Annotated in this window: 27 protein-coding genes and 1 pseudogene; 12 read left to right on the top strand and 16 right to left on the bottom strand. The window is 69.5% G+C overall.

Going from position 1 to position 26706, the window contains the following annotated elements; all coding sequences use genetic code 11:
• The first annotated feature begins 169 nt into the window (after positions 1–169).
• Positions 170–454 carry a DUF6412 domain-containing protein gene (locus tag C2868_RS03595; protein WP_103662962.1) on the top strand — a complete coding sequence of 95 codons (285 nt, stop codon included), beginning with the start codon at positions 170–172 and terminating at the stop codon, positions 452–454.
• A gap of 93 nt (positions 455–547) precedes the next feature.
• On the top strand, positions 548–1318 hold the full coding sequence (locus C2868_RS03590) for a membrane protein insertase YidC (protein WP_103662961.1): 771 nt from the start codon (positions 548–550) through the stop codon (positions 1316–1318).
• A 98-nt stretch (positions 1319–1416) separates the two neighbouring features.
• Here the strand turns inward: C2868_RS03590 and C2868_RS17360 are convergent, their stop codons facing one another.
• On the bottom strand, positions 1417–1581 hold the full coding sequence (locus C2868_RS17360; RefSeq protein ID WP_181003328.1) for a hypothetical protein: 165 nt from the start codon (positions 1579–1581) through the stop codon (positions 1417–1419).
• Positions 1582–1692: 111 nt separating this feature from the next.
• On the bottom strand, positions 1693–2145 hold the full coding sequence (locus C2868_RS03585; protein ID WP_157813935.1) for an OsmC family protein: 453 nt from the start codon (positions 2143–2145) through the stop codon (positions 1693–1695).
• A gap of 213 nt (positions 2146–2358) precedes the next feature.
• On the opposite strand from C2868_RS03585, the gene C2868_RS03580 reads away from it, so the two are divergent.
• The 3 genes and pseudogenes from C2868_RS03580 to C2868_RS03570 all read left to right on the top strand — a co-directional run bounded on the left by C2868_RS03580 (position 2359) and on the right by C2868_RS03570 (position 4887).
• Positions 2359–2901 (top strand): flavodoxin domain-containing protein, encoded by a 543-nt coding sequence (locus C2868_RS03580; protein ID WP_103662960.1) that lies wholly within the window; start codon positions 2359–2361, stop codon positions 2899–2901.
• Between the two features lie 40 nt (positions 2902–2941).
• Positions 2942–4141, top strand: a complete 1200-nt coding sequence (locus C2868_RS03575; protein ID WP_103662959.1) for a polymer-forming cytoskeletal protein — start codon at positions 2942–2944, stop codon at positions 4139–4141.
• Positions 4142–4181: 40 nt separating this feature from the next.
• A pseudogene (locus tag C2868_RS03570) lies at positions 4182–4887 on the top strand (IS5 family transposase).
• Here C2868_RS03570 and C2868_RS03565 read toward each other — a convergent pair.
• Positions 4877–5815 (bottom strand): DUF1214 domain-containing protein, encoded by a 939-nt coding sequence (locus tag C2868_RS03565; protein ID WP_103662958.1) that lies wholly within the window; start codon positions 5813–5815, stop codon positions 4877–4879. The pseudogene C2868_RS03570 and the gene C2868_RS03565 overlap by 11 nt on opposite strands.
• Before the next feature lie 262 nt (positions 5816–6077).
• Here C2868_RS03565 and C2868_RS03560 point away from each other — a divergent pair, with 262 nt between their 5' ends.
• Positions 6078–6428 (top strand): LysR family transcriptional regulator, encoded by a 351-nt coding sequence (locus C2868_RS03560; RefSeq protein ID WP_103662957.1) that lies wholly within the window; start codon positions 6078–6080, stop codon positions 6426–6428.
• Between the two features lie 31 nt (positions 6429–6459).
• Here the strand turns inward: C2868_RS03560 and C2868_RS03555 are convergent, their stop codons facing one another.
• The 3 genes from C2868_RS03555 to C2868_RS03545 are packed head-to-tail and all read right to left on the bottom strand — an operon-like array spanning position 6460 to position 10602.
• On the bottom strand, positions 6460–8127 hold the full coding sequence (locus C2868_RS03555) for an ABC-F family ATP-binding cassette domain-containing protein (RefSeq protein WP_103662956.1): 1668 nt from the start codon (positions 8125–8127) through the stop codon (positions 6460–6462).
• A gap of 12 nt (positions 8128–8139) precedes the next feature.
• Positions 8140–9498: an MFS transporter gene (locus tag C2868_RS03550; protein ID WP_103662955.1), complete on the bottom strand. Its 1359-nt coding sequence runs from the start codon at positions 9496–9498 to the stop codon at positions 8140–8142.
• 30 nt (positions 9499–9528) lie between these two features.
• Positions 9529–10602 carry an alkene reductase gene (locus C2868_RS03545; protein ID WP_103662954.1) on the bottom strand — a complete coding sequence of 358 codons (1074 nt, stop codon included), beginning with the start codon at positions 10600–10602 and terminating at the stop codon, positions 9529–9531.
• A 156-nt stretch (positions 10603–10758) separates the two neighbouring features.
• Between C2868_RS03545 and uvrA the strand changes: the two genes are divergently transcribed.
• A complete protein-coding gene (gene uvrA / locus C2868_RS03540; RefSeq protein ID WP_103662953.1) occupies positions 10759–13227 on the top strand; it encodes an excinuclease ABC subunit UvrA in 2469 nt (822 codons plus the stop codon).
• On the opposite strand, the gene C2868_RS03535 is transcribed toward uvrA, so the two are convergent.
• From C2868_RS03535 to C2868_RS03515, 5 genes are all read right to left on the bottom strand, one after another.
• On the bottom strand, positions 13209–13793 hold the full coding sequence (locus C2868_RS03535) for an alpha/beta fold hydrolase (protein WP_103662952.1): 585 nt from the start codon (positions 13791–13793) through the stop codon (positions 13209–13211). The two genes, uvrA and C2868_RS03535, sit on opposite strands and share 19 nt — an antisense overlap.
• Positions 13794–13869: 76 nt before the next feature.
• Positions 13870–14127: a PLDc N-terminal domain-containing protein gene (locus tag C2868_RS03530; protein ID WP_100811452.1), complete on the bottom strand. Its 258-nt coding sequence runs from the start codon at positions 14125–14127 to the stop codon at positions 13870–13872.
• A 92-nt stretch (positions 14128–14219) separates the two neighbouring features.
• Positions 14220–15611, bottom strand: a complete 1392-nt coding sequence (locus tag C2868_RS03525) for a DUF2252 domain-containing protein (protein ID WP_103662951.1) — start codon at positions 15609–15611, stop codon at positions 14220–14222.
• A 106-nt stretch (positions 15612–15717) separates the two neighbouring features.
• Entirely contained in the window at positions 15718–16791 is a 1074-nt protein-coding gene (gene ychF, locus C2868_RS03520; RefSeq protein WP_100811661.1) for a redox-regulated ATPase YchF, read from the bottom strand.
• A 51-nt stretch (positions 16792–16842) separates the two neighbouring features.
• Positions 16843–17595, bottom strand: coding sequence for a class I SAM-dependent methyltransferase (locus C2868_RS03515; RefSeq protein ID WP_100811454.1), 753 nt, complete (start codon positions 17593–17595; stop codon positions 16843–16845).
• 269 nt (positions 17596–17864) lie between these two features.
• On the opposite strand from C2868_RS03515, the gene C2868_RS03510 reads away from it, so the two are divergent.
• Both C2868_RS03510 and C2868_RS03505 read left to right on the top strand, forming a co-directional pair.
• Positions 17865–18500, top strand: a complete 636-nt coding sequence (locus tag C2868_RS03510; protein ID WP_100811455.1) for a 3'-5' exonuclease — start codon at positions 17865–17867, stop codon at positions 18498–18500.
• Between the two features lie 42 nt (positions 18501–18542).
• Positions 18543–19937: a DNA recombination protein RmuC gene (locus C2868_RS03505; RefSeq protein ID WP_100811456.1), complete on the top strand. Its 1395-nt coding sequence runs from the start codon at positions 18543–18545 to the stop codon at positions 19935–19937.
• On the opposite strand, the gene C2868_RS03500 is transcribed toward C2868_RS03505, so the two are convergent.
• Together C2868_RS03500 and glpX are read right to left on the bottom strand one after the other, a co-directional pair.
• Positions 19915–20133, bottom strand: coding sequence for a UDP-N-acetylmuramyl pentapeptide phosphotransferase (locus tag C2868_RS03500; RefSeq protein WP_100811457.1), 219 nt, complete (start codon positions 20131–20133; stop codon positions 19915–19917). The two genes, C2868_RS03505 and C2868_RS03500, sit on opposite strands and share 23 nt — an antisense overlap.
• A 207-nt stretch (positions 20134–20340) precedes the next feature.
• Positions 20341–21330 carry a class II fructose-bisphosphatase gene (glpX, locus tag C2868_RS03495; RefSeq protein ID WP_100811458.1) on the bottom strand — a complete coding sequence of 330 codons (990 nt, stop codon included), beginning with the start codon at positions 21328–21330 and terminating at the stop codon, positions 20341–20343.
• A gap of 205 nt (positions 21331–21535) precedes the next feature.
• Between glpX and fbaA the strand changes: the two genes are divergently transcribed.
• Entirely contained in the window at positions 21536–22564 is a 1029-nt protein-coding gene (fbaA, locus tag C2868_RS03490) for a class II fructose-bisphosphate aldolase (protein ID WP_100811459.1), read from the top strand.
• A 73-nt stretch (positions 22565–22637) separates the two neighbouring features.
• On the opposite strand, the gene C2868_RS03485 is transcribed toward fbaA, so the two are convergent.
• From C2868_RS03485 to C2868_RS03475, 3 genes are all read right to left on the bottom strand, one after another.
• On the bottom strand, positions 22638–23189 hold the full coding sequence (locus C2868_RS03485) for an MOSC domain-containing protein (protein WP_100811460.1): 552 nt from the start codon (positions 23187–23189) through the stop codon (positions 22638–22640).
• A 205-nt stretch (positions 23190–23394) separates the two neighbouring features.
• Positions 23395–24030, bottom strand: a complete 636-nt coding sequence (locus C2868_RS03480) for a DUF6264 family protein (RefSeq protein ID WP_232711255.1) — start codon at positions 24028–24030, stop codon at positions 23395–23397.
• Positions 24027–25070, bottom strand: a complete 1044-nt coding sequence (locus C2868_RS03475; protein WP_100811663.1) for a 4-hydroxy-3-methylbut-2-enyl diphosphate reductase — start codon at positions 25068–25070, stop codon at positions 24027–24029. The genes C2868_RS03480 and C2868_RS03475 overlap by 4 nt, the downstream gene beginning before the upstream one ends.
• Before the next feature lie 69 nt (positions 25071–25139).
• On the opposite strand from C2868_RS03475, the gene xseA reads away from it, so the two are divergent.
• Together xseA and C2868_RS03465 are read left to right on the top strand one after the other, a co-directional pair.
• On the top strand, positions 25140–26441 hold the full coding sequence (gene xseA / locus C2868_RS03470) for an exodeoxyribonuclease VII large subunit (RefSeq protein WP_232711256.1): 1302 nt from the start codon (positions 25140–25142) through the stop codon (positions 26439–26441).
• A gap of 22 nt (positions 26442–26463) precedes the next feature.
• Entirely contained in the window at positions 26464–26700 is a 237-nt protein-coding gene (locus C2868_RS03465) for an exodeoxyribonuclease VII small subunit (protein WP_100811461.1), read from the top strand.
• Positions 26701–26706: the final 6 nt, after the last annotated feature.

Here is a 26706-nt window from a genome sequence, read left to right as displayed (position 1 = left end):
ACCATCGAGGTCGCCTGGACGGTCGGGAACCGTGCGGTGTCCGCCGGGTTAACGCTCCGGGTCCCGCGGCCCATGCGGTCGATACAGGACCCCGCGGCATCCCCATCCCGTGCGCCGCCGAGCTCGCTCCTGTTAGCGTGAAGCCACGATCGGGCGGAGGTGATCAGCGGTGCGGGAGTTGTGCTCTGCCCTTCTGACGCTCGTGCTCGTCGCCGCCGGCGCCACGTCCACCCTCGAATCCGGGGCGGCGATCGGTCTGGTCGTCATCGTCGTCGCGGCGGTCGCGACGCTTGCGGTGCTCGCGCACCTGGTGCGGCTCCACGCATCCGGGTCTGGCACCCGGATCGACCCGGACGGTTCGCTCGGCATCGCCACTCCCCCGGCGCAGAGCGATCCGGATGCCGCGGGCCACTCCCGCCCTCGAGCCCCGGGTATCGCGGCCTCGGCCGCGTAGCCCTCGGTTTCACGCCCCCGCCCACGGGGGTTCCTCGCCGACGTCTGTCGCGGCAACACGCCGCCCACCCAGACTCGACGATCGGAAACCTCCGTGGACCTCTTCGCCCTACCCCCTCTCGCCGCCATCCTCGACGCCGTGTATGCGGCGATGATGTGGCTGACCGACCTTCTCTCCCCCATCGCGGGCGACGCATCCGCCGCCGCGGCCATCGTGCTCGTGACGCTGCTCGTGCGCGCCGCACTGATCCCCGTCGGAATCTCGCAGGCACGAGCCGAGCAGACGCGCGCCCGCCTCGCGCCGCGCCTGCGCGAGATCCAGAAGCGCTACAAGAACGACCGCGAGCGCCAGCAGCGCGAGATGATGCGGCTCTACGCCGACGAGAACTCCTCACCGTTCGCCGGATGCCTGCCGATGCTGGCCCAGGCTCCCGTGGTCGGCGTCATCTACGCGCTGTTCTTGCACACCTCGATCGCGGGCCACGCGAACGCTCTCCTCACCGAGCAACTCGCCGGTGTACCCCTTGGCACATCCGTGCTCGGATCGCTCGGCGCCCCCGACCCGGCGACGTGGGTCGTCTTCGGCGTCCTCGTGCTCATCGTGTGTGCTGTCGCCGAGGTCACCCGCCGCGCCTTCCGCCCGATCGCCGCCGCGGGTGCAGGTGCGGACACGGATGTCTCAACCCTGACATCCGCGGGCGCCCGACGCGTGATGGGCCTGCTGCAGTACGCGACGGCCGTCGTGCTGCTGTTCGTGCCGCTCGCCGCAGCCCTCTACCTGACGGTGACGATCACGTGGACACTCGCGCAGCGCCTGATCCTGCGGCGCCGCTATCCCCTGCCGCCGGAGGTCCGCCGCGCGTAGCCCCGACGACGCCGGATAGCGCCGAGTGCGCCGGATCCGCGCGGCGCACAACCGGCGTGTTCGGCGGCAAGCGGCGCACTCGGCGGGAACCGGGAGCGCTATTCGTCCGTGCTCACCCAGGCGGCATCGAGATCGGGCCCGTCGGGGTCTTCTTCACCCATGCCCACGGCATCGATCGCGGGGCCGGCCCCGCCGGGCTCCACGGCGTCGTGCGGCTCGTCCGCGATCTGCTGTTCGTCTGCGGGGTCTCGCTCCTGCGACATGGTCGTTCCTCTCGATGGTCGGAGCCCGAGCGTCTCACCCGCGAGGGTGCCGCGCCCCCGGGTTGACTCGTGCCCGCGTCCGCGGTATTCCGCAACGCGCGCCCCGCGCGACTAGGCCGCTGTCGCGGGCGTCGCGACGATCGTGCCCTCGACCTCGCACACGCTCGCGAGCGTGTTGTACACCGTGCCGTACCGGCGCAGGTTCTCGTGCAGCAGTTCGATGCGCCGCGGCGGCTCGTCGGTCACGATGTACAGCTCATAGTGGATGCCCGTGAACCGCGGCGGACTGTCCTGCCGATGCGCCATGACGACGACATCGACGTCTTCGTACCGGAACGGCATCAGCTTCGACGACCGTTCCACGTTCTTCAACAGGCACGCGGCGAACGCGGATGCCAGCAGGTCGGCCGGTCCCGGGAGCCCACTCGGCACCGCGACATCCCAACTTCCGTCGAAGGTGATCGTTTCCGAGCCCGCGTGCGCGACCGCGGGCCCTCCAGGCGTCGCCCCGGCATGAACCGTGTAGGTGTGCGGCGCGGATGGCCGCGGAGTCGAAACCGTCATGCCCCCAGCATCCGTTGCCCGGAACCGGCATCGCTGGGGCGAAGGTCCCGCGATCGACATCCCGGCGGGACCAACGGCCCTGCCGAAGCCGCCGGGGCGGGCAGAGGCTTGAGCACACGAGCCCTTTCGAGCGAGGAGCGCACGATGGCAAGCCACCGCAGGATTCGAATGCCGCGCGTCGGCAGCGCACACCCCACCCCGGAGAGCTGAGCGATGCCCGTTCTCGTCGCATACGCCAGCCGACACGGGTCCACGGCGGGCATCGCCGAACGGATCGCCGAGGTCCTGACGGACGCGGGCGTACCGGCCGAGGCCCGGCCCGTCTCGCGAATCGATGACCTCGATGAGTACGACGCCTTCGTCATCGGGGCCGCCGCGTACATCACGCACTGGTTGAAAGACGCGATGTCGTTCGTCGAGCATCACCGCCACCTGCTCGCGGCGCGACCGGTCTGGTTGTTCAGCAGCGGTCCCCTCGGCTCAGAATCTATCGGCGCAGACGGCAAAGATCCGCGCGAGAGCACGCGCCCGAAGGAGTTCGACGAGCTGGCCGACCTGCTGCATCCGCGCGATCAGAAGGTCTTCTTCGGCGCGTGGGACCCGGACGCTCCGCCGGTCGGAATGGCCGAACGGATGATGAAGCTCGCGCCCGCCGCGGCGAAGTCCCTGCCCGCGGGCGACTTCCGCGACTGGAACGACATCGACGCGTGGGCGACACAGATCGCCCGAGAACTCGCCGCACCCACTCGCGCGTGATAGCGCGTCACACCGATCCAGATCACAGAAAGGCACTGCCATGAGCGTCCTGTCACAGACCTACCGATTCGCCTCCGCCGCGCTCGCAGTCGGCATACTCGTCCTCGGCACCGGGACGGGCGCCGTGGCTGCGGCCCCACCGCCCGTCGCCGCGCCCACGTCATATGCCGCCGCGACCGGCGACCTCGAGGGTCCGCAGTTCTACAGCGGCACGACGATCGACGTTTCGGACAACGTCGACGGTGACGTCTATGCCGCGGGCCAGAGCGTCACGATCAGCGGCGACGTCACGGGCGATGTGATCGCCGCGGCGCAGACCATCACGATCACGGGCACGGTCGACGGCAACGTGCGGCTCGCGGCTCAGGACGTCACGATCAGCGGCGAAGTCGACCGCAGCGGCACCGTCTTCGCCGCCAGCGTCACGGTCACCGACACGGGATCGTTCGGCACCGACATCGTCGGAGCCGCAAACGATGTCCGCATCGGGGGCGAGGTCGGGCGCGACGCATACCTCTCCGTCGGCCACCTCAGGATCGATGGCACGGTCGGTGGCAACGTGACCTATTTCGGCGAACGCGAGGCCCAGATCGCCGACGGATCCGTCGCCGGCACCGTCGATTTCGTGCAGACACGTCAGTCCGCTGACGTGCAGGTCTCACCCTGGGTGCTCTTCGCCGGCTGGGTGCTCGGGGTGCTGTACGCGCTCGTCGCCCTCAGCGTGGTGACGCTGTTCGCCGGGCTCCTCATCCCCCGGTGGCTGAACCGGGTGACGGACCACCTCGTTCCCTCGCCCTGGAAGGCGCTCCTCGTCGGGTTGGTGGCATCCATCGCCGTCCCCTTCGCCCTGCTGTTCCTCCTGGTCACGATCATCGGCGCCCCCCTCGCCCTAGCCCTCGGCCTGGTGTGGATCGTGCTGACACTCGCCACGTTCGTCTTCGGCGCGTACTACCTCGGACGGCTGATCCTGCGCGGCGGGCAGCATCCGGTCGTCAAGGCGCTGCTCGGTGGCCTCATCCTGATCGTCGCACTCCAGATCCCGTGGCTGAACGTGCCGGTCTGGCTCGCAATGGTGTTCTTCGGCCTCGGGGCGCAGCTTCTGGAGTTCTGGACGCAACGCCCGTGGCACGCGAAGAGCGAAACGGATGCGTCGGCGACGGCACACTCGGACGCGGTCGAAACGCCGGCACCGGACACGGCACCGGCACCCGCCCCGGAGACGGTGGAACCGACCCCCTAGGCCGTGTTGCTATACGCATCTCGGTGGCTCGCGGGTGATTCTGGATGTCGTGTCGCGTGATGTGATCTCTGACGAGGCGTGGGCAGTGATCGGGCCGCTGTCCCCGACGGTGAAGGCCACGGGCCGTCCGCCGGTGAACCGGCGCACGGTGGTCGAGGCGACGGCGTGGCGGTTCCGCACCGGGGCGCCGTGGCGGGACGTGCCGGAGCGGTTCGGGAACGGGAACACGATCTACAAGAACTTCAACCGGTGGGCTGAGCAGGGCGTGTGGGCGCAGGTACTGGAGAAGACGCAAGCGCTCGCGCAGCAGTTTGGGGACGTGGACTGGGTTGCGTCGATCGACTCCACGATCGTGCGAGTGCATCAACACGGCGCGACCCTTCCCCGCACCACAGGGGGCACCGTCGAACTACAAGAAGTTCGGTGACGAGCCACCGGATCATTCGATCGGTCGCACCCGCGGCGGGTTGACGACGAAGAACCACCTGGTCTGCGACGGGAAGGACCGCGCCGACCAGATCGCGCATCGTCGCAAGAAGCCCGGGCGGCCGATCGACTTCAGTGCCGGACAACGAGAGCGCTACAGGGGCCGCAATGTCGTCGAGCGGTGCTTCAACAAGCTCAAGCAGTGGCGGGGGATTGCGATGCGCTCAGACAAGACCGCCCGCAATTACCACGCCGGCCTCTGTATAGCCGCCACGATGCAGTGGGCCGACCCCGTCCTGACGGGGCTCACTACGCCGTGATCGAGGGGAAGATCCACTCGCGTGACTGGGCCTCACGGCGGGGGCGGTACAGGCGAACCATGTAGTTCCACCCTTCGGGCGTCGGGATGGCGTTGGGTTCGTCGCCGTCGCCGAAGCGAACGGTCACCGAACCATCGGCGTTCGGCGCTGCCGTGACGCTGTTGACGCTGACGACACCGCGATCGTTCTGGCTCATGTAGCCGGCAGGGTTGTACACGGTGATGGACCAGAACGCATCGACCGGGACGTCTCGCACTGTGAGTTCGTAGTGCCCGACGGGAAGCTTCGGCTCGACGTTCAGGTAGATGGCTTCGTGTTCAGGGAATCCGCCCCATGCGGACGCGGACCCCAGTAGGTGCCGGATTGGGTCGACCTCGCCCTCCTTGCCGAACGCGTTCCGGAAGTCGGGGAGCCCTTTCGAGAGCGCCAGGAGGTGTCCCCGGGTGTCATTGAACGACTCCTCGTCGTATGCGGGATGAGTGAACGGGACCGCAGAGTTCGCCTGGATTGCGAACCGGTCCTGGAGCGCGTTCACGGCTTCCACATCCGCCGCATCGTCCGGGTTGACGAGCGTGCGGACTGCGATCGTCACGTAGTCGGTGCCGCAGTTCTCCCGCGACAGGGTGTGATCACCGGCGGCGTGGATGATGAACGGCACGAAGTGGTCCTGGCTGATCACCATGGCCGACACGTAACGATCGCCGCTCTCGGGGACGGTGAGCGTTGCCCCCTTCGACACGTCCACGACCGCGGCGCTGTACAACGTGTCGCGGTTTTGCCGAATGACGGGCTGATGATCAAGCGGCGTCGGCACGCGGTTGTGCGCCCACGCATTGATCGCGCCGGTGTCCTTCAAGACAAAATCGAACATGCGGTCAGTCTCCGCGCGGACGAAGTTCTCGACGGTAACAGGCTCGGTCGATGTCATGCCGCGAGCCTATGCGCCCGCCCCGCCGCGAACCCGCACCGAACACGACGAGCCACGCCAGCGCGCCACCTCGCCAAACGTTTGGCAACACGTGCTAGGCCTGACCCGCAAGGTCCGCGCTCGTCTCGCCGCGAGCGCGGACCTTCGCGTTACCCGGTCGGATCAGGATGCGGGACGCCTATTCTGGAGAGCGACGTGACGGCACGTGTCGCCGTCGCAGCTGCGACCGGGAACGATCCGTGCGGATGATCGAAGGGCCCCTGTGAACATCACGCTGCTTCGACGGTTCGTGGCCGTCGCATCCGAAGACCTGCACTTCCCGCGCGCCGCGAAGACTCTCGACATCCCCCTCGCATCGCTCTACACGTCGATCGACAAGCTCGAGGCGGAGGTCGGGCATCCGCTCTTCACGCGCAACAAGGCCGGATGGACGCTCACCCCGGCGGGAAAGCTCCTGCTCATCGAGGCGAAGCGCCAGATCGCGCACGCACCCGCACCCGCGGCGAAACAGGTCGCGCCGGCCGGCGGCAAGGCGAAGGCGTCGAAGGGCAAGGGGCGCGCCCCCGTCGTGAAGGGCGAGCCGAAGCCGTTCAAGAAGCGCCAGGGCCGCTAGCCCGCAAGCGACGAAGCGAACCCGGCGAGAACTACCGTTCGACGACCCGCCCGGCCTCGACGCGCCAGTGCCGGTCTGTCTGCACCGTCTCGAGCATCCGTCGGTCGTGGGTGACGAGCAGAAGTGTGCCCGTGTAGGACTCCAGCGCCTGCTCGAGCTGCTCGATCGCCGGCAGGTCGAGGTGGTTCGTGGGCTCGTCCAGCACGAGCACGTTCACGCCCTGCGCCTGCAGCAGCGCGAGCGCCGCACGGGTCCGCTCTCCCGGCGACAGCTCGTCCACCGGACGCCCCACGTGGTCGGCCTTCAGCCCGAACTTGGCGAGCAGGGTGCGCACCTCGGCCGAGGCGAGCGCGGGAACGAACCCCTCGAACACGGATGCGAGAGGTCCGGGTCCGATCAGCTGCGACCGCGTCTGGTCGATCTCTCCGATCTGCACGTTCGCGCCCAGGCTCGCCGAGCCCTCATCGGGCGACTGCTTGCCCAGCAGCGCCCGCAGCAACGTGGACTTTCCGGCGCCGTTGGGCCCCGTGATCCCGATGCGCTCCCCCGCGTTGACCTGCAGCGACACCGGTCCGAGCGCGAAGGAGCCCTGCCGGAACACCGCGGAGCTCAGGGTCGAGACCACCGAGCTCGATCTCGGCGCTTCCCCGATCGTGAACGCGAGCTGCCATTCCTTGCGGGGCTCTTCGACCTCGTCGAGACGCGCGATCCGGCTCTCCATCTGGCGCACCTTCTGCGCCTGCTTCTCGCTCGACTCGGTCGCGGCCTTGCGCCGGATCTTGTCGTTGTCGGGCGATTTCTTCATCGCGTTGCGCACGCCCTGGCTCGACCACTCGCGCTGCGTGCGAGCCCGCGCGACGAGGTCGGCCTTCTTGTCGGCGAACTCGTCGTACTTCTCTCGCGCGTGACGCCGCGCGGTCGCGCGTTCCTCCAGATAGGAGTCGTATCCGCCGCCGAACACGCGGTTCGAGGACTGGGCGAGGTCGAGTTCGAGCACGCGCGTGACGCACCGCGCGAGGAACTCGCGGTCGTGGCTCACCAGCACGACGCCGCCGCGGAGCCCGCGCACGAACGCCTCCAGCCTCTCGAGCCCGTCGAGGTCGAGATCGTTCGTGGGCTCATCGAGCAGCACGATGTCGAATCGCGAGAGGAGGAGCGCTGCGAGGCCGACGCGTGCGGCCTGCCCGCCGGAGAGGGACGTCATGTCGGCGTGCTCGGCGCCGACACCGCCGAGATCGAGGCCGAGGTCGGCGAGCACCACCGGAATCCGCTCGTCGAGGTCCGCGGCACCGCTCGCGAGCCAGCGGTCCAACGCCGCAGAGTAGACATCGGCCGGGTCGGCACCGGTGCCGCTCATGTTCCTGGGATCGCCGAGCGCTGTGGCCGCGGCATCCATCGCCGCCGTCGACTCGGCGCACCCGGTTCGTCGTCCGATGTAGTCCGCGACGGTCTCGCCCGGAATGCGTTCGTGCTCCTGCGGCAGCCACCCGACGAAGGCATCGGCCGGCGCCAGCGAGACGCTGCCGGCCTGGGGCTCGTCGATCCCGGCGAGCAGCCGGAGCAGCGTCGACTTGCCGGCCCCGTTCGCCCCGACGACGCCGACCACATCACCGGGGGCGACGGTCAGATCGAGGTCGTCGAAGAGCGTGCGGTGACCGTAGCCGCCGGCGAGGCCGCGGGCGACGAGTGTTGCGGTCATGGTTCGATCCTGTCAGCCTCGCCGTTCACGGGAGGGCCGGATGCCTCCCGCATCCGCTCGCGACCGCATCAGCAGGGCGGCCACCAGGGTGACGGCGAGCAGGATGCTCAGATACAGCGTGAACGCACCGGGATCGCTCGCCGCCGTGGCCGCGTGATACACCGCGGGCGAGGTGCCGCCGAAGAGCGAGTTGGCGATGGCGTACCCCAGTCCCACGCCGAGCGCCCGGACCTCGGGCGGAAACGCCTCGGCTTTCGCCACCCCGTTGACCGCCAGGTATCCGGTGATGACGACCATGGCGACCAGGTACGCCGCGCCGACGGCGAGAACATCGCTGGATGTGCGCACCAGGTGCAGGAACCAGCCGCTGAAGAGGATGCCGGCGAGCGCGCTGAAGACGAGCAGCGGTTTGCGGCCGATGCGATCGCTGAGGGCCCCGGCCAGCGGCTGCAACAGCATGAGCACGACGAGACCGACCAGCACGATCAGGGCGGCGGATCGCTCCCCGCGCCCATCCGCCGCGAAGAAGGTCTCGCGCGTCACCGTCGGGACGGTGACCGTGTAGGTGTAGAAGGCCGCGGTGCCGCCCGCCGTCATGGCGATGACCCACACGAGCGACCGCGCGTTCTGGCGGAGCAGCAACCGCATCGAACCGGCCTTCTCGCTGCGACGCACGGGAGCCTCGGGCTGGCGGCGCGCGGCCCAGACCGCACCGACCGCCGAGAGGCCGGCGAGGGCGAACGCCAGGCGCCACCCCCACGTCGAGGCCGCCTCGCGCTGTCCGATCTCGAGGACGATCAGCAGCAGCCCCTGCCCGAGAACCTGACCCGCGACGATCGTGACCGCCTGGAAGGACGAGAAGAACCCCCTGCGCCCCGCCGAGGCCGACTCCGTCAGGTAGACGGTCGCCGCCGCGTACTCACCGCCCGTCGCGATGCCCTGGACGAGGCTCACGACGATGAGGATGACCACCGCCCAGCCGCCGATATGGTCGCGACCGGGAGTGATGGCCAGGGCCAGCGAGCACGCCGACATGAGGAGAACGGCGAACATCAGCGCCCGCTGACGCCCCGCGCGATCGGCGTATCGGCCGAACAGCCAGGATCCGATCGGGCGCGCCAGAAAGGTCAGCGCGAAGACGGCGTAGACGGCCGCGAGGGATGCCGCGTCGGTCGTGCCGAAGAACTCGCCGCGGAAGTACGGCGCGAAGGTCGCGAAGACGTAGAGGTTGAACCACTGGACGAGGTTCGGGACGGATCCCGCGAGGATCGTCCGCACCGCCGATGTCGATCGCGACCCGGATGCTCCCGGCGACGCCGGCCGCGCTCCGAGAGATCCCGCACCGTCGGCGGGGTGCGGTGCTCGCGTCACGCGTCCAGCGTAGGGCCTCCCCCGGCCGGGCTATGCGGACAGGCGCGGATAGTCCGTGTAGCCCTCGGCGCCCGCGCCGTAGAACGTGAGCGGGTTCGGCTCGTTCTCGGGGTGTCCGCCCTGCCAGCGCTCGACCAGGTCGGGATTGGCGATGGCCAGGCGGCCGACGGCCACGGCATCGGCCGACCCGTTCGCGACGAACTCGACGGCCTCGTCCTTGGTGGTCAGTTGCCCGAAACCGCTGTTCGCGATGAACGTGCCACCGAAATCGGCGCGCAGGGACTGCACGAGATCGCCGGTCGGCTCGGCGTGCAGCACGCTCAGGTACGCCAGTCCGAGCGGCGCGAGGCCGTTGACGACCGCTTCGTACGTCGCCTTCACGTCGGCGTCGTCGGTCTCGAGAACGTCCTGGATGTTGTGTGCCGGCGACAGGCGGATGCCGACGCGTCCGGCACCCACGGCGTCCGCGATCGCCGCCGTCACCTCGACGACGAACTTCGCACGCGCCTCGGGCGAACCGCCGTACGCGTCGGTGCGCCGGTTCGAGGCGGGCGAGAGGAACTGGTGCAGCAGGTAGCCGTTCGCGCTGTGCACCTCGACACTGTCCATGCCCGCACCGATGGCGCGCTGTGCGGCGGCGACCAGGTCGTCCCGAACCTCGGCGAGCTCCTCGGTCGTCAGGGCGTGCGGCACCGGATAGGGCTTCTTTCCTGCCGGCGTGCGCACCTCACCCTCGATCGCGATCGCGCTGGGCGCGACGATCCGCGCCGTGCCGGTGATGTCGGTGTGCGACACCCGGCCGCCGTGCATGAGCTGCATCACGATCACGCCACCCTCGGCGTGCACGGCGTCCGCGACCGCGCGCCATCCCTCGACCTGGGCGTCGGTGACGATCCCGGGCTGCCCCGGGTACGCGCGGGACTCCGCTGTCGGGTAGACCCCTTCGGTGATGATCATGCCGAGTCCGGCCCGCTGCGCGTAGTGCTCGGCGACGAGGGGTCCCGGTATACCCTCGGCGCCCGATCGCGTCCGCGTGAGCGGCGCCATCACGACACGGTTGGCAAGAGTCAGGTCACCGACGGTCAGCGGGGAGAACAGATTCACAGATGGAGCCCTTCGCAGAAAGGTCGGGTCACGATGTGCGACCCGACCTGACCGGCAACGAGGCATCCGGTCGTGGTATTCCCCGCCCGCGATGCCGCTTTACGCCGGTGACGCAACCCCCAGCGCGGTCGAGCACACCCGCGTACCGTCGATGACATGACACGGGACGATCTGGACGGCTGGGTGCGGGTTCGCGGCGCCCGCGAGCACAACCTGAAGGACGTCGCGATCGATATCCCGCGCGACTGCATGGTGGTCTTCACCGGCGTCTCCGGGTCGGGCAAGTCCTCGCTGGCATTCGGCACGCTGTACGCCGAGGCGCAGCGGCGCTACTTCGAGTCGGTCGCGCCGTACGCGCGGCGCCTGCTGAACCAGGTCGGCGCACCCGACGTCGACGAGATCACGGGTCTGCCGCCCGCCGTCGCGCTGCAGCAGCGCCGGGGCGCGCCGAGCTCCCGCTCCACGGTCGGCACGATCACGACGCTGTCCAACCTGCTCCGCATGCTCTATTCGCGCGCCGGGACGTATCCCGCGGGGGCGTCGCACCTGTCGGCCGAGGCGTTCTCGCCGAACACCGCCGCCGGCGCCTGCCCCCGCTGCCACGGTCTCGGAACCGTGCACGACGTCACCGAGGACCTCCTCGTACCCGATGACAGCCTCAGCATCCGCGACGGGGCGATCGCCGCGTGGCCCGGGGCCTGGCAGGGCGCGAACCTGCGCAGCATCGTGCGGGGACTCGACATCGACATCCACAAGCCGTGGCGGAAGCTCCCCCGCAAGGATCGCGACTGGTTGCTGTACACCGACGAACAGCCCTCCGTCTTCATCGAGCCCGAAGAGGGACGGGTCGACCACGGCTACTACGGGAAGTTCTGGAGCGCGCGGGCGCACGTCATGCACGTGCTCGGGCAGTCGCAGAGCGAGCGGATGCGCGAGAAGGCCATGCGCTTCGTCCGCAGTATGCCGTGCCCGGAATGCGGCGGCAGCGGCCTGCGTCCCGAGGCCCGAGCCGTGACATTCAATGGGCGTTCGATCGGCGAGATGAACGCGATCCCGTTCGCCGAGCTCGCGACCGAGCTGCGTGCGGGAGCGGATGCCGCGACGGCCGCCGGTGACGGCGAGGCGGCGGATCGCATCGCCACCGATGTCATCTCGCGGGTCGAGGTGCTGCTCGATCTCGGCCTCGGCTACCTGAGCCTCGGCCGCAACTCCACGACCCTCTCGCCCGGCGAGGCGCAGCGCCTGCGCATCGCGACGCAGCTGCGCTCCGGACTCTTCGGCGTCGTGTACGTGCTCGACGAACCCTCCGCGGGCCTGCATCCCGCCGACGCGCAGCCGCTCCTGCGGGTGCTGGAGCGCCTGAAGGACTCGGGGAATTCGCTGTTCGTCGTCGAGCACGACCTCGACATCATCCGTCGCGCCGACTGGGTTGTCGACATCGGGCCGGCGGCCGGCGAGGGCGGCGGACACGTCGTCTACTCGGGGCCGGTCGACGGACTCCGCGCGGCCGAGGGCTCCGTCACGGGACGCTACCTCTTCGCCGAGACGGCGCCGGAAGAGCGCGAGCCCAGGAAGCCCCACGGATGGCTGCATCTCACGGGCGTCACCCGCCACAATCTGCGCGACGCATCCGCCGACATCCCCCTCGGAGTCATGACCGCGGTCACGGGGGTCTCGGGTTCGGGCAAGTCGACGCTCGTCACGCAGGTGCTCGCGCAGATCGTGCGCGACCGCCTCGGGGCGACGCCCGAGGATCCCGACGAGACGACGTTCGACGTCGACATCGAAGCGGTGTCGGGGGCGGAGGCGTTCGATCGCCTCGTCGTGGTCGACCAGAAGCCGATCGGGCGCACCCCGCGATCGAACCTCGCGACCTACACCGGGATGTTCGACGTCGTCCGCAAGCTCTTCGCCGCGACCGACGAGGCGCGCTCGCGCGGCTACGGCGCGGGCCGGTTCTCGTTCAACGTCGCGGGCGGACGCTGCGAGACGTGCCAGGGCGAGGGTTTCGTCTCGGTCGAGCTGATGTTCCTGCCCGGCACCTACGCGCCCTGCCACACCTGTCACGGCGCGCGGTACAACGCCGAGACGCTCGAGGTGACGTATCGCGGTCAGTCGATCGCGGATGTCCTGGGGATGACCGTCGCGGATGCCGCGGAGTTCTTCTCGGACGTCGCGGGGGCGTCCCGCAGCCTCGAGATGCTCCGCCAGGTCGGGCTCGGCTACCTGCGCCTCGGCCAGCCCGCGACGGAGCTCAGCGGCGGCGAGGCGCAGCGCATCAAGCTCGCGACCGAGCTGCAGCGCGCACGCCGGGGCCATGCGCTCTACCTGCTGGACGAGCCGACCTCGGGCCTGCACCCCGCCGACGTCGAGCTGTTGCTCGATCAGCTGCAGCAGCTGGTGGATGCGGGCAACTCGGTCGTGCTCGTCGAGCACGACCAGTCCGTGATCGCGGCGAGCGACTGGGTCATCGACATGGGACCGGGCGGCGGCGACGCCGGCGGACGGGTCGTCGCGACCGGGACGCCCCGGGAGATCGCACGGGGCGACGGCGCGACCGGGACGCATCTCGCGCAGTGGTGGGCGCGCACCGACCCGGCTGAGGGTCAGTCCCAGTCGAGGTAGTCCTCGATGGCCCAGGATGTGGCGCCGACATGGGTTGCGGGGAACATGTGGCCGCCGCCCTCGATGGGCACGACGCTGACGAGGCCGGGTGCGGTCGCCTGCAGCGTCTCGCCGTTGAGCGGCGGGGTGACCTCGTCCTCGGTCCCCTGCACGACGAGCACGGGCAGCCCGTCCGCGAGCGGGGGCGCCATGTCGGCCGCCTCGACGCCGAGCAGGAGGACACCGTTCACCCGCGCGTGGTGGTCGAGCGACACCCGGCGGGCGATCGAACCGCCGAAGGCGTGGCCACCGACCCAGGCGTCGTCGATACCGAGGTGGTCCATGACATCCACGACGTCCTGTGCGAATTCACGGAACGACGGGGCCACGGCATCCGTATCGTCCGCGGCTGCCCGCAACCCGATCCGAACGACTCGGAAGTCCTCTTGTGAGACCGAGTGCGCCAGTGAACCCAACATCTCGATGTCGGATGCCCGACCGGGCACCAGCACGAGGGCAGGGCCCTCCCCCTCGGCGGCGTACGGGATCGCGCGTCCATCGGGCTCGAAGATCTGGGTCTCGGTCATGGTCGTTGCTCCTCTACGTCCAACTCCCCAGAATATCGCGGAGAGCGGCGGCGAACGGTCCCGCGGCCGGTGGGCGTCAGCGCCGGTGGCGGATACCGAAGAGGAAGTAGGCGGCGGGGCCGATCCAGTTGACCAGGATGACCGGGATCCAGACGGGCTTCGGGCCGACCACGTCCTTCTCGTTGCGCCAGGCCAGGTCCCAGAAGGCGAGGAACGCGAAGGCCAGCTGAACGACGCCGACCACGGCGAGCCCCACCTTTGCTCCCACGGAAATGGCCTTGGCCTCAGCGAGAACCTTGGCGCCTTGGGATAGAACTTCCTCGGTCTTGGCCATTTCGATCTCCTTCGATGACGCGGTCGTCGTGGGTATGTTCCACCGTAGTCCGATGACCCCGCCCTCTGAGTGGAAGAGTTCGCGAACTCGGCTCAGACGCCGGTCTCTGCGGGGAGGCGGCCGGATGCGACGGCTTTACGCACCAGCTCGAAGTCGGCCTCGGCGACATCGGCGTAGGCGGCCGACCACGTCGCCGTCGCCTCGGCGAATTCGTCTGATCCGCCGAGGTACCCCACGATCGCGGCCGAGGCCGGGGACTGCCCGTGCGCCCGAGCCAGGAGCGCGGCGCACAGCGCACCGTACGAGCGGAATTGATCGGCGTCGAGCGAGTCCGGCTCGATCGATCCTTTCATGTCGCGGAACTGCCGCCAGTAGTAGTCCACCCGGTACCGGTCCGCGACGTCGCCCGCCCAGCCCCGCATCCACCCGACGAAGAGGTCGGAGTTGGCCTGCAGGATCCGCTGGGCGGCGACGACACGGTGGCCCTCGATGAACTCCGTCACGCCGGGGCGACCCGGGATGAGCGAGCGCCGGCCCCCGTACGTCGACAGGACTGACGGCGGGGCCTCCTTGGCCTGCAGGAACAGGATGTCGCCGGTGGGGCCCTCGACCGCGATCAGGTAACAGCGCGTGCCGACGCTGCCGACACCGACGACCCGCAGGGCGAAGTCGACCACGCGGTACTGCTCCAGCAGGAACGCGATGTCCTCGCGCAGGGTGGCCCGGTATTGGGTGAAGAGGTCTGTGACCTCACCCAACGTCGCATGATCGACGTGGCGCAGGACGGGAGGCTGGTCGACGATGCGGATGCCGCCGTCCACCGAGATCGTCGTCAGGCGCTGCAGGAGCCGCTCCGACGTGCGCGCACGGGCTTTCTTCGCCGCTTTCCGGACCGTCCGCTCGCCTTTCTCCCCGAGGTGACGCGCGACCGCGGACATGTCGACCCGGGTGTAGTACCGCTCCCGCGTGGAGAGTCGACAATACTCACGCAACGTCTCGCGGTACGCGTCGGCCGCGGCGAAGGCGGCCGCGCGGCATGAGTCCTCGCTCAAGCCGATGTCGCGCCCGCTGATGTGCACGCTCGCGGTGAGCCGGCGCACGTCCCACTCCCACGGCGCGACGCCGCCTTCGTCAAAGTCGTTGAGGTCGAACACGAGCGCGCGTTCGGGCGAGGCGAAGAAACCGAAGTTCGAGATGTGGGCGTCGCCGCAGGAGACGACCTCGAGGTCGGTGGTGGGGGCACCGCGCAGGTCGGCGGCCATGACCGCCGCCGTGCCCCGATAGAACGCGAACGGCGATTGCAGCATCCGTCCCACTCGCACGGGCACGAGATCCTTCAGTCTCGATGCATGCTGTTCATCGAGGATGGCGAGCGGATCCCGGTCGACGGGGAGGACGAGTTCGGCCAGGCCTCGTCGCGGCAGGCGCCCACGCACCCGGCGCCCGGCTTCGTACGCGGGTGACCGTCGCTCGCCGTTGCTCATGTCGCAGGCTACCGCGTGAGGGCGAGCGGCAGGAGTGGAAAGCCATATCCGCCGTTGCCACTCACCGCGGTGAAACTGACGGAAAGCGGCGGCGAGGGCGTCAGCTTCAGTTATTGAAGCGGAACTCCACGACGTCGCCGTCCTGCATCACGTAGTCCTTGCCCTCGAGCCGCGCCTTGCCCTTCGCACGGGCCTCGAGCACCGAGCCGGTCGCAACCAGGTCGTCGAACGAGATGACCTCGGCCTTGATGAAGCCCTTCTCGAAATCGGTGTGGATGACACCGGCCGCCTGCGGGGCCTTCCAGCCCTTGCCGATCGTCCAGGCGCGTGATTCCTTCGGCCCCGCCGTCAGGTACGTCTGCAGGCCGAGCGTGTCGAAGCCGATGCGGGCGAGCTGGTCGATGCCCGACTCATCCTGACCCGTCGAGGCCAGCAGCTCCGCCGCGTCCTCGGGGTCGAGGCCGATCAGTTCGGACTCGATCTTCGCGTCGAGGAAGACGGCGCGGGCCGGGGCGACGAGGGCTTCGAGTTCGGCGAGGCGTGCGGCATCCGTCAGCACAGCCTCGTCGACGTTGAAGACGTAGATGTACGGCTTCGATGTCATCAGCCCGAGTTCCTTGATCGCCGCGAGGTCGAGGCCCGAGTGCGAAAGCAGGACGCCGCGTTCCAGAGCGTCCTTCGCCGCGACCGCCGCTTCGAGCACGGCCGGGTCGGCCTTCTTGCCCTTGACCTCTTTCTCGAGGCGCGGAATCGCCTTCTCGAGCGTCTGCAGATCGGCGAGCATGAGCTCGGCGTTGATCGTCTCGAGGTCGTTCTTCGGGTTGACGGCGCCCTCGACGTGCACGACGTCGTCGTCGGTGAAGCCGCGCACGACCTGCGCGATCGCGTCGGCCTCACGGATGTTCGCGAGGAACTGGTTGCCCAGGCCCTCCCCCTCGCTCGCGCCGCGGACGATGCCGGCGATGTCGACGAACGACACCGTCGCGGGCAGGATCCGCTCGCTGCCGAAGATCTCGGCGAGCTTGGTCAGCCGCGGGTCGGGAAGGTTCACGACCCCGACGTTCGGCTCGATCGTCGCGAACGGGTAGTTCGCCGCGAGCACGTCGTTCTGGGTCAGGGCGTTGAAGAGGGTGGACTTGCCGACGTTGGGCAGGCCGACGATGCCGATAGTGAGAGCCACGGGCATCGAGTCTACGGCGGTGCGCCGGGCGCTTCCTCCGGGCGCTCTGCGTCAGGCGCCGCGAACGGCCCGGAACGCGTGCGTCACGTACGGCATCTCGATCGATCCGTCGGCGGCGGGTGACGGGTGCGCGGCGATGTGCGCGAGGACCTGCCGTTCGATGCGGGCGCGGTCGGCCGGCTCGGCCGTGATGACGTAGCTCCGGGAGCGCACCATCTCGAGGAGGGTCTCGCGCGACATCCGTCGCGACCACGCCCGCTCGCGGCGCTCGAGCCCCGCGAACGGCGCGGCGACCCGGGGACCGCCGTCGGCGATGAGCTGCTCGGCGTTGCTGCCGTGCATGATCTCGGTCAGCCGCGCGACCCACGGCACGCCCTCGTCGCGGATGTTCCAGATCAGGCCGAGCACGCCGCCGGGTCGAAGCACACGGCCGATCTCGGTGGACCCTGCGCCGGGATCGACCCAGTGCCACGCCTGGCCGAGCACGACGGCGTCGACGGATGCATCGGGCAGAGGCATCCGTTCCGCCGTGCCCTCGACGGTCCGCACCTCCGAGAGTCCGGCGCGGAGCTGCTCGAGCATCGCAGGATCGGGATCGATCGCCACGACCTCGGCGCCCGTCGCGAGCACGGCGCGGGTGAGCTTGCCGGTCCCGGCGCCCACATCCGCGACCTCGAGCGGCGTGCGCGATTCGACGGGTTCGAGCATCCACTCCACCGCTTCGGCGGGGTACTCGGGGCGCCCGGCCTCGTAGGTAGCGGCGGCCCGCCCGAACGACGTCGACATCTGTTCGCGATCGGTCATGGGGCGAGCCTACGTGGGGCTGCTTGGGGCATCGGCGACCCGCGCTGTCGCACCGGGACGGACTCGACCAGCGGACATCCGGAAGGAGCTACCGAGCCCGGAGCGTCCCACGGCGCCGCACCGGCGCTCACGCGCCCCATCGCACCTTCGTGGTGTTCGCCCGCCTCTCGCTATCCCGCTGGCCACGCGACAGACGACCACGCCGGGTCTGCCCGCCGAACACGGCGCGCCTCCCCCGCCGTCGCCTCCGGCCGCGCGAGGGTGGGGTCGTGCCCCTGGATTTCACCGCCATCGACTTCGAGACGGCCAATTCCAGCCCCGCATCCGCCTGCGCCGTCGGTCTGGTGCGCGTCCGCGCCGGCCGCGTGGTCGCGAAAGCCGGGTGGCTGATCCGGCCGCCCGCAGGCCACGACGAGTTCAACCCGTTCAACACCCGGATCCACGGCATCCGCGTCGAGGATGTCGCGGGCGCTGCCGGGTGGACCCACCAGCTCGACGCCCTGTGCGCCTTCGCCGGTGCCGACGTGCTCGTCGCCCATAACGCCGGGTTCGACATGAACGTGCTGCGCCGGGCTTGCGCCGCGACGGGCGACGAATGCCCGCCGTACCGCTACCTGTGCACGCTGCAGCTGGCGCGCAAGTCGTACGTGCTGGACTCCTATCGGCTGCCGCTGGCCGCGGCCGAGGCCGGCTTCACGGACTTCGCCCACCACGACGCGACGGCAGACGCCGAGGCCTGTGCGCACATCGTCATCGACACCGCGCGGCGATCCGGAGCAACGGATGTTTCACACCTGGCCGAGCTGGCGGGCATCAAGGTCGGACGACTCGAGGCAGCGGGCCCGGCCCCCGTCTCGGCCGGGCCGACGTTCGCGCCTATGGCGCTCCAAGCCGCCGTCGCCTGAGCGGGCCCGGCCGATGTCGCACCCCCCTGCGACGATGAGCCCATGGACATCCTGATCCTTCCTCTGGCTCTCGCGGCACTCGTCATCGGCGCCCTCGTCGGGTGGCTCGCGCGTGGGTCTCGCTCGCAGACCGATCTGGCAGCGCTTCGTGCCCGCGCCACGGGCGCCGAGTCGCTCGTCGCGGGTTTGCGCGAGCAACTCCAACTGCAGCGCGGGGCCGATGCCGAGCGTGCCGAGCGGGAACGACGCGACCAGGCCGTGCTGCGCGCCCTCGCGCCCGTGCAGGACTCGCTCGATCGGATGCAGCGGCAGGTGACCGACCTCGAGCGCGAACGCGGGGCCCAGTACGGCGCGATCGCGGCTCAGCTGCGCCAGTCGCTCGAGTCGGACGAGCAACTGCGGCGCACGACCGAGTCCCTGGCTGGTGCGCTCCGCTCCAACGGCACTCGCGGCGTCTGGGGCGAAACGGCGCTCCGCCGCGTCGTCGAGGCCGCCGGCCTCACCCGACACGTCGACTTCACGATCCAGACCTCGGTGACGACGGATGCCGGAACCGGCCGACCCGACATGGTGATCCGCCTCCCCGGGGGCGCGTCGGTGCCGGTCGACGCGAAGGTTCCGCTCGATGCGTACCTCGAGGCATCCGCGATCCCGATCACCGCGATCGGCGAGCAGGCCGAACGACGTCAGGCGCTCCTGCAGCGACATGTGCGAGCCGTGCGCGCGCACGTCGACGCGCTCGCGAAGAAGGCCTACTGGACGGGCGTCGAGTCGAGCCCCGAATTCGTCATCTGTTTCATCCCGAACGAGTCGTTGCTCGCGACGGCGCTCGACGAAGACCCGACGCTGCTCGACTACGCGTTCTCGCGCCGGGTCGCCCTGGCGTCCCCGGTCAACCTCTGGGCCGTGCTCAAGACGGTCGCATTCTCGTGGACGCAACAGGATGTCTCGGCCGAAGCCAAGCGACTGTTCGAGCTCGGGTCGACCCTGTATCAGCGCCTCGGCGCGCTTGCCGGTCACGCCGACTCGCTGCGCCGCGCGATCGAGCGCACCGTCGAGAGCTACAACAAGTTCGCCGGCTCGCTCGAGACGCGCGTCCTGGCAACGGCACGTCAGTTCCCGGGGATCGACGACACGCGGCTGCTGCCCGAAGCGTCAGCGATCACGACGTCTCCGCGATCGCTGACGGCGGCAGAACTCGTGGAGTCGATCGCGGACGACGATGCCTACGACCACGACCACGACGCGTCCGGCACCGAGGAACCGACCGACGAGTGGTACGACGGTGTGTCGGACGGATCATCCGCGGCCGACGCTCCTGAGCCCGAGGCCGGGATCCTGGCCGCGAACACCGCTGCCCCCGGAATCACCCCTCCGATCGCCCTCGCCGACGTCGGCGAGCTACGGGATCGGCTCAGGACCCTCCGCCGGGAATGAGGCTCATGAGGGCCACGACCGTGCCCGAGACGACGACAAAGGCGCCGATCAACCACCAGGGGCTCACCTCGTGCCCCTCTTCGCGGCGGACACGAAGCAGGACGTCCTGGCGGCGGGCGGGGTCGATGGCGTCGGCGACGACGGCCTGCGCCCCGGTTACGGGATGCGCACCCGTGTGAGCGCTCTGTGAAGTCATGCGGAACCGTCCCGTGTTTGCTGTGGATCGACCACCGTCAACGCTGACTGGCACGCCCCATTCTGCCAGACCGTCCCGTGAAGGCATGGTGACGCCGCGCGCCGTTACGCAAACGTGCGGAACCATCCGGCGCCCACCGCTGCGCTGAAAAGGCCGTGCGTAGACCGCTCAGAGATCCGCGTCCCAGAGGATCAGAGCGTCAGCAGATCAGAGCCACTTGGACGTCAGGTGCTCCGAGGTGATGCGACGCAGCGTTCCGGAACGGCCGCGCAGGACGACGCTCTCGCTGTAGATGAAGTCGCCCTCGCGCCGCACCCCGGCGACGAGCTGACCGTCCGTCACGCCCGTCGCGACGAAGATCGTGTTGTCGCCGGTGACGAGCTCGTTGGCCTCGTAGACATAGCCGTCGGTCCTCAGACCGGCGTCCGCGCCCTTCTGCTTCTCGACGTCGTCGCGCGGCCACAGTCGCCCCTGGATGTGCCCGCCGAGCGCCTTGATGGCGCACGCCGTGACGATCCCCTCCGGGCTGCCGCCGATGCCGACGCACATGTCCGTGCGCGCGTTGTGGCGCGCGGCGTTGATACCGCCCGCGACATCGCCGTCCGACATCAGTCGCGTGCCCGCACCCGCGGCACGGATATCCGCGATGAGCTGCTCGTGACGCGGGCGATTCAGTACCGACACGACCATTTCGTCGATGGGCTTGCCGAGCGCCTTCGACAACAGCCGGATGTTCTCGCCGACGGGCAGACGGATGTCGACCACGCCGACGCCGGCGGGGCCAGTGACGAGCTTGTCCATGTAGAAGACCGACGAAGCATCCAGCATCGTTCCGCGGTCCGAGACGGCGATGACCGACAGGGCATTCTGGCGACCGGCGGCGGTGAGAGACGTGCCGTCGATCGGGTCGACGGCGACGTCGCACTGGGGCCCCCGGCCGTTGCCGACCCTCTCGCCGTTGAACAGCATGGGCGCCTCGTCCTTCTCGCCCTCGCCGATGACGATCACGCCGTCGAAGTTCACCGTCGTGAAGAACGCCCGCATGGCATCGACCGCCGCGGCGTCGGCGGCGAGCTTGTCGCCGCGTCCGATGAATGGCACCGCCCGGATGGAAGCCGCTTCGGTCGCACGAACGAGTTCGAGTGCGAGGTTTCGATCGGGATGAAGCGGGCTCATGTCGCCGGTGATGCTGACCATGTCGTCAGCCTAACGACACCCCTCCGCCCCCGAACCGGGTTTCGCCGGCCCCGACGGCGAAGGAATCGCGCTTCTTTCCGATGCGGCAAACGGAGTCGGCGCGACGCCCGCACCCGGTGGCTCACGCGGCGCGCTTCGCTAGAGTGAACACGCACCCTCCCGATCTGTGAGAGCCGCACACTCCCGATTCCTAAGGAGCACCTCGATGCCCGTCGCCACCCCCGAGCAGTACGCCGACATGTTGGATCGAGCGAAGGCCGGAGGCTTCGCATACCCCGCCATCAACGTCTCGAGTTCGCAGACGATCAACGCCGTCCTGCAGGGCCTGACCGAGGCCGGGTCCGACGGCATCCTCCAGGTCACCACGGGCGGTGCGGACTACTTCGCCGGCCAGACCGTCAAGGCCCGCGCGACGGGCGCTCTCGCGTTCGCCCGCTTCGTCCACGAGGTCGCCAAGAGCTACCCGATCACGGTCGCGCTGCACACCGACCACTGCCCGAAGGAAGCCCTTCCCGGTTTCGTCCTGCCCCTGATCGAAGCCTCCGAAGAAGAGGTCAAGGCCGGGCGCAACCCGATCTTCCAGTCCCACATGTGGGACGGCTCGGCCGTGCCGCTCGACGAGAACATCGAGATCGCCGCGGAGCTGCTGCCCCGCATGAAGAACATCAACGCGATCCTCGAGGTCGAGATCGGCGTCGTCGGCGGCGAAGAGGACGGCGTCAAGCACGAGGGATCGAACGAGGCCCTCTACACGACCGTCGCCGATGTGACCAAGGCCGTCGAGGCCCTCGGCCTCGGCGAGAACGGCCGTTACATCGCCGCTCTGACCTTCGGCAACGTGCACGGCGTCTACAAGCCGGGCAACGTCAAGCTTCGTCCCGAGCTGCTCGGCGAGATCCAGGCGGGCATCGCGGCGAAGTTCGGCACCGGACCCAAGCCGCTCGACCTCGTCTTCCACGGCGGATCGGGCTCGACGTCGGAAGAGATCGCGCTCGCGGTGTCGAACGGTGTCATCAAGATGAACATCGACACCGACACGCAGTACGCGTTCACGCGCTCCGTCGCGGGCTTCATGTTCAGCAACTACGACGGTGTCCTGAAGGTCGACGGCGAGGTCGGAAACAAGAAGGTCTACGACCCCCGCGCCTGGGGCAAGGTCGCCGAGACGGCGATGGCCGCGCGCGTCGTCGAGGCGACGCAGCAGCTCGGTTCCGCGGGCAAGTCGCAGGGCTGATTCAGCACCACCAGCATCACGGATGCCTCGACCCGGCGCTCGTCCGAGAGCAGGGGTCGGGGCATCCGTCGTTCTACGCGGGTGGGCGGAAGTCGTCGAGCAGTCCCGGCGCGCCCTCGGGCACATCGACGACGACGATCTCGTCCCCTGGACGCACGACGCCCCCGCGCACGACGCGCAGGTAAGGACCCAGACGGCGCTCTGCGGCGAACCGCTTGACCCAGCCCCGCTCGTCGGCTCCGCCGAGCCACCGAGCGAACGTCTGGCAGGGGGTCCGCGGCATCGTCACGGCGACCTCGACGCGCTCGCCGATGCGCCAGACCTCGCCGATGCGCGCCGCGTTGACGTCGATCCCCTCGGTGCGCAGGTTCTCGCCGAACCATCCCGGCGGCAGCTCGCGGTCAAGCTCCCGTTCCCAGTGCGCAGCGTCTTCCTGCGCGTAGGCGTACAGCGCCTTGTCGAGCCCGCCGTGGTGCTTGCGATTGACCTGCACGTCACCGCGCACGCCGAAGGGGCCGACCTTCGCGCCGCGCGCGACCGGTCGCTTGTCGATGGCCGTCACGCCCGCACTGCCCGCCTCGGGCAGCAGTTGATGAACGACGCAGACAGCGAGAAGGCGAGCCATCCGCCCATCGTATGGAAACCATCCACCGATGTCCCGAATGCTCAACGATGCGGCACCCTCAACCGAGCCGAAATGGGACACCCCTGCAGACCCTGTCCCACTTTTCAGCTGTATGCCGCCCTGTTACCGAGAGAAAGTGGGACACACACCCCAGAAAGTGGGACATCGAGTCGCCGGGGTGGGGCCTCGAGGGGGGTCAGCCGACTCAGCGGACCGAGCCGACCAGGGCGTTCCAGATCGTCGGGTCACTGAACAGCGGCACCATCAGCAGCACGCTCGTGATGAGGGTGAAGACGACACCACCGACGAGCGGAATCCACCAGGTGATGCGGCCCCGTCGCAGATTCAGCCACGTCAGCGTGGCGGTCAGCAACCACCCGAGGCCGAGGACGAATGCGGCGGCGAGACCCCATCCGCGCCCGCCGCCCGCGAACTCTGCATCGACACCCATGACGCCCAGCACCGTGTTGGCGTACGTCGCGTAGTTCGTGAACGCGGGGATCGACGTCAGAACGTTGAACAGTCCGTAGCCGAGCAGACCGAACGTCACGACCCGGTCGATCATGTTCGGGCGACCGACCGGGCGCGCGGGACCGGATGCCGAGGGCACGACGGGCGGCGGAGCACCCGGCTGCAGCGGCGGCGGTGCCGGGTGCTGCGCCGGGCCGACCGTTCCATACGGTGGGGCGGGCGGAACCGGTGCGGCCGGGGCATCCAGCGACTGGCCGGACGACAGGGCTGCGGTGGCATCCGGTTGCTGGATGCGCGCGCGCTGCTCTTCGGGCGTGGCGTATTCGCCGTACGCCGGACGCGCGGGACGGTCGGGCACGGGGGTGCTCACGCGGTGGCCCCCCGGCCGCCGAGCGCGCGCTCATCGCGCTGGCCCGACGAATCGTGGCGCAGCTCTTTGGGGAGCGAGAAGATCAGGTCCTCTTCGGCCGTCTTCACCTGTTCGACGTCGCGGTACCCCGCGCCCGCCAGATCGGCGAGCACCTGGTCGACGAGGACTTCGGGGACGGATGCGCCGCTCGTGACGCCGACCGTCTCGACGCCGTCGAACCATTCCTGGCGCATCTCGTCCGCGTAGTCCACGCGGTAGGCGGCCTTCGCGCCGTGTTCGAGGGCGACCTCGACCAGGCGCACGCTGTTGGAGGAGTTGGCCGAACCCACGACGATCACGAGGTCCGCGCCGCGCGCGACCTTCTTGATCGCGACCTGGCGGTTCTGCGTGGCGTAGCAGATGTCGTCCGAGGGCGGGTCCTGCAGCTGCGGGAAGCGGGTGCGCAGGCGCCGGACGGTTTCCATCGTCTCGTCGACCGAGAGCGTCGTCTGCGAGAGCCACACGACCTTGGACGGGTCGCGCACCTCGATCGTGTCCGCCTCTTCCGGCGACCCGACGAGCGTCACGTGTTCGGGCGCTTCGCCCGCGGTGCCCTCCACCTCTTCGTGGCCCTCGTGGCCGATCAGCAGGATCTCGAAGTCGTCACGGGCGAAGCGCACGGCCTCGCGGTGCACCTTGGTGACGAGGGGGCACGTCGCGTCGATCGCCTGCAGGCCCCGATCGGCGGCCGCGGACACGACGGCGGGCGAGACCCCGTGTGCGCTGAAGACGATGTGAGCGCCCGGGGGAACCTCATCGACCTCATCGACGAAGATCGCGCCCTGGGATTCCAACTCGGTGACGACGTGGACGTTGTGGACGATCTGCTTGCGCACGTACACGGGGGCGCCGAAGCGCTCGAGAGCCTTCTCGACCGCGATCACGGCTCTATCCACACCCGCGCAGTATCCACGGGGTGCGGCCAGCAGCACCCTCTTGTGTCCTTCGACCGGGATATCCTGAAGACGCCCCGCGCGGCCCGGTACTCGGGGCAGGGGCATGCGGACGACGGGGGTGCTCACTCCTCGATTCTACGGGGGCCATCCTGCGCCCCGGCCGGGAGGACCCAGATGACGGACGCTTCGACACCGCTCGGCGGAACCGCGATGACGCCGCTCGGCGGGACGGGACCGGCATTCGCGCCGCCAGGCGGCCCCGTGCATCCGCGCGACTCGAGCCCCGACCATCCGTGCTCCGTCGCCGCGCTCGGCACGGTCGTGCGCGACTACGTCGCCAAACTCGGCTCGCCCTGGATCGAGGGCGAGGTGACGGAGTGGAACGTCCGCAACGTCGGCACGTTCGCCCGCCTGCGCGACCTCGAGGGCGACGCCATGATCTCGCTCACCATCTGGTCCCGCGTGCGCGATCGACTGCCGAAGGACATCAAGCCGGGCGACCACATCATCGTGTGCGCCAAACCCGAGTATCGCGTCAAGTCCGGTGACCTGTCGTACAACGTCTCGTCGGCCCGGCACGTGGGCCTCGGTGATCTGCTCGAGAACCTCGAGCGCCTGCGGTCGAAGCTTCGCGCCGAGGGACTGTTCGATCCCGAGCGAAAACGTCGACTGCCCTTCCTGCCGCATCTGGTCGGGCTCATCACGGCGAAGAATTCGGATGCCGAGAAAGACGTGCTGCGTAACGCCGAGCTGCGCTGGCCCCATGTGAACTTCCGGGTCGAGCACGCGACGGTGCAGGGCGACCAGTGCGTCCCCTCCGTGCTGGCGGCACTGCGCAGACTCGACGACGACCCGGCCGTCGACGTGATCGTGATCGCGCGCGGCGGTGGTGACTTCCAGGACTTGCTCGGCTTCAGCGACGAGCGGCTGCTGCGCGCCGTCGCCGAAGCGCGAACCCCCGTCGTGAGCGCCATCGGGCACGACGCGGATCGTCCGCTGCTCGACGAGGTGGCGGACCTGCGCGCCTCCACTCCGACCGACGCGGCCAAACGCATCGTCCCCGATGTCGCCGAACAGATCGCCATCGTCCGTCAGGTCCGAGGCCGCCTCGCCGCGCGCCTCGCCCAGAAGCTGCACCACGAGGGCGTGCACCTCGAGCAGCTCCGCTCACGCCCCGTGCTCCGCCACCCCGAACGGATGCTGCACGACCGGGCGTCCTCGATCGAACAGCACATCGCCCGCGGTCGCGCGGCAACGACCCGGGCACTCGCCCGTGGCACGACCGACGTGGCGGAGCTGCGCGCCGGGCTCCGCGCTCTCAGCCCTCAGCACACCCTCGATCGTGGATACGCGATCGTCGAGGTCGCGGGTGAGATCGTTCGCGATGCGGCGAGCGCACCGAAGGGCGCTGAGGCCCGGGTCACCGTGGCCCGCGGCCGGTTCGCCGCGACCTCGCGGGGCGAGGTGGAGGCGTGAGCGCGCGCCATAGGATGAAGACATGACCGAGCAGGCAGCCGACATCGCCGCGCTCTCTTTCGAGCAGGCCCGCGACGAGCTGCAGCAGGTCGTCGCCCGGCTGGAGCAGGGCTCGGCGACGCTCGAAGAATCCCTGCGGCTCTGGGAGCGCGGAGAAGCGCTCGCCCGTCGGTGCGAGGACTGGCTGCTCGGCGCGAAACAGCGCCTGGATGCGGCATCCGCGTCCACCGACGCACCGGCGGCCGGGGGTGACGCGTAGTGTCCC

It is taken from the genome of Microbacterium sp. CJ77 (assembly GCF_002911615.1).
Taxonomy (GTDB): Bacteria; Actinomycetota; Actinomycetes; order Actinomycetales; family Microbacteriaceae; genus Microbacterium.
The sequence above is the reverse complement of the archived record's forward strand: the minus strand, read 5'-3'. Positions and strand labels throughout refer to the sequence as shown.

Bases quoted from the DNA above. Each gene is read 5' to 3' on its own strand.
- C2868_RS17360 (WP_181003328.1), bottom strand. From the start codon at position 1,581: ATGTCGCAGGAGCGAGACCCCGCAGACGAACAGCAGATCGCGGACGAG.
- C2868_RS03585 (WP_157813935.1), bottom strand. From the start codon at position 2,145: ATGACGGTTTCGACTCCGCGGCCATCCGCGCCGCACACCTACACGGTT.
- C2868_RS03580 (WP_103662960.1), top strand. From the start codon at position 2,359: ATGCCCGTTCTCGTCGCATACGCCAGCCGACACGGGTCCACGGCGGGC.
- C2868_RS03575 (WP_103662959.1), top strand. From the start codon at position 2,942: ATGAGCGTCCTGTCACAGACCTACCGATTCGCCTCCGCCGCGCTCGCA.
- C2868_RS03565 (WP_103662958.1), bottom strand. From the start codon at position 5,815: ATGACATCGACCGAGCCTGTTACCGTCGAGAACTTCGTCCGCGCGGAG.
- C2868_RS03555 (WP_103662956.1), bottom strand. From the start codon at position 8,127: ATGACCGCAACACTCGTCGCCCGCGGCCTCGCCGGCGGCTACGGTCAC.
- uvrA (WP_103662953.1), top strand. From the start codon at position 10,759: ATGACACGGGACGATCTGGACGGCTGGGTGCGGGTTCGCGGCGCCCGC.
- C2868_RS03535 (WP_103662952.1), bottom strand. From the start codon at position 13,793: ATGACCGAGACCCAGATCTTCGAGCCCGATGGACGCGCGATCCCGTAC.
- C2868_RS03530 (WP_100811452.1), bottom strand. From the start codon at position 14,127: ATGGCCAAGACCGAGGAAGTTCTATCCCAAGGCGCCAAGGTTCTCGCT.
- C2868_RS03525 (WP_103662951.1), bottom strand. From the start codon at position 15,611: ATGAGCAACGGCGAGCGACGGTCACCCGCGTACGAAGCCGGGCGCCGG.
- C2868_RS03515 (WP_100811454.1), bottom strand. From the start codon at position 17,595: ATGACCGATCGCGAACAGATGTCGACGTCGTTCGGGCGGGCCGCCGCT.
- C2868_RS03505 (WP_100811456.1), top strand. From the start codon at position 18,543: ATGGACATCCTGATCCTTCCTCTGGCTCTCGCGGCACTCGTCATCGGC.
- C2868_RS03500 (WP_100811457.1), bottom strand. From the start codon at position 20,133: ATGACTTCACAGAGCGCTCACACGGGTGCGCATCCCGTAACCGGGGCG.
- glpX (WP_100811458.1), bottom strand. From the start codon at position 21,330: ATGGTCAGCATCACCGGCGACATGAGCCCGCTTCATCCCGATCGAAAC.
- fbaA (WP_100811459.1), top strand. From the start codon at position 21,536: ATGCCCGTCGCCACCCCCGAGCAGTACGCCGACATGTTGGATCGAGCG.
- C2868_RS03485 (WP_100811460.1), bottom strand. From the start codon at position 23,189: ATGGCTCGCCTTCTCGCTGTCTGCGTCGTTCATCAACTGCTGCCCGAG.
- C2868_RS03475 (WP_100811663.1), bottom strand. From the start codon at position 25,070: ATGCCCCTGCCCCGAGTACCGGGCCGCGCGGGGCGTCTTCAGGATATC.
- xseA (WP_232711256.1), top strand. From the start codon at position 25,140: ATGACGGACGCTTCGACACCGCTCGGCGGAACCGCGATGACGCCGCTC.
- C2868_RS03465 (WP_100811461.1), top strand. From the start codon at position 26,464: ATGACCGAGCAGGCAGCCGACATCGCCGCGCTCTCTTTCGAGCAGGCC.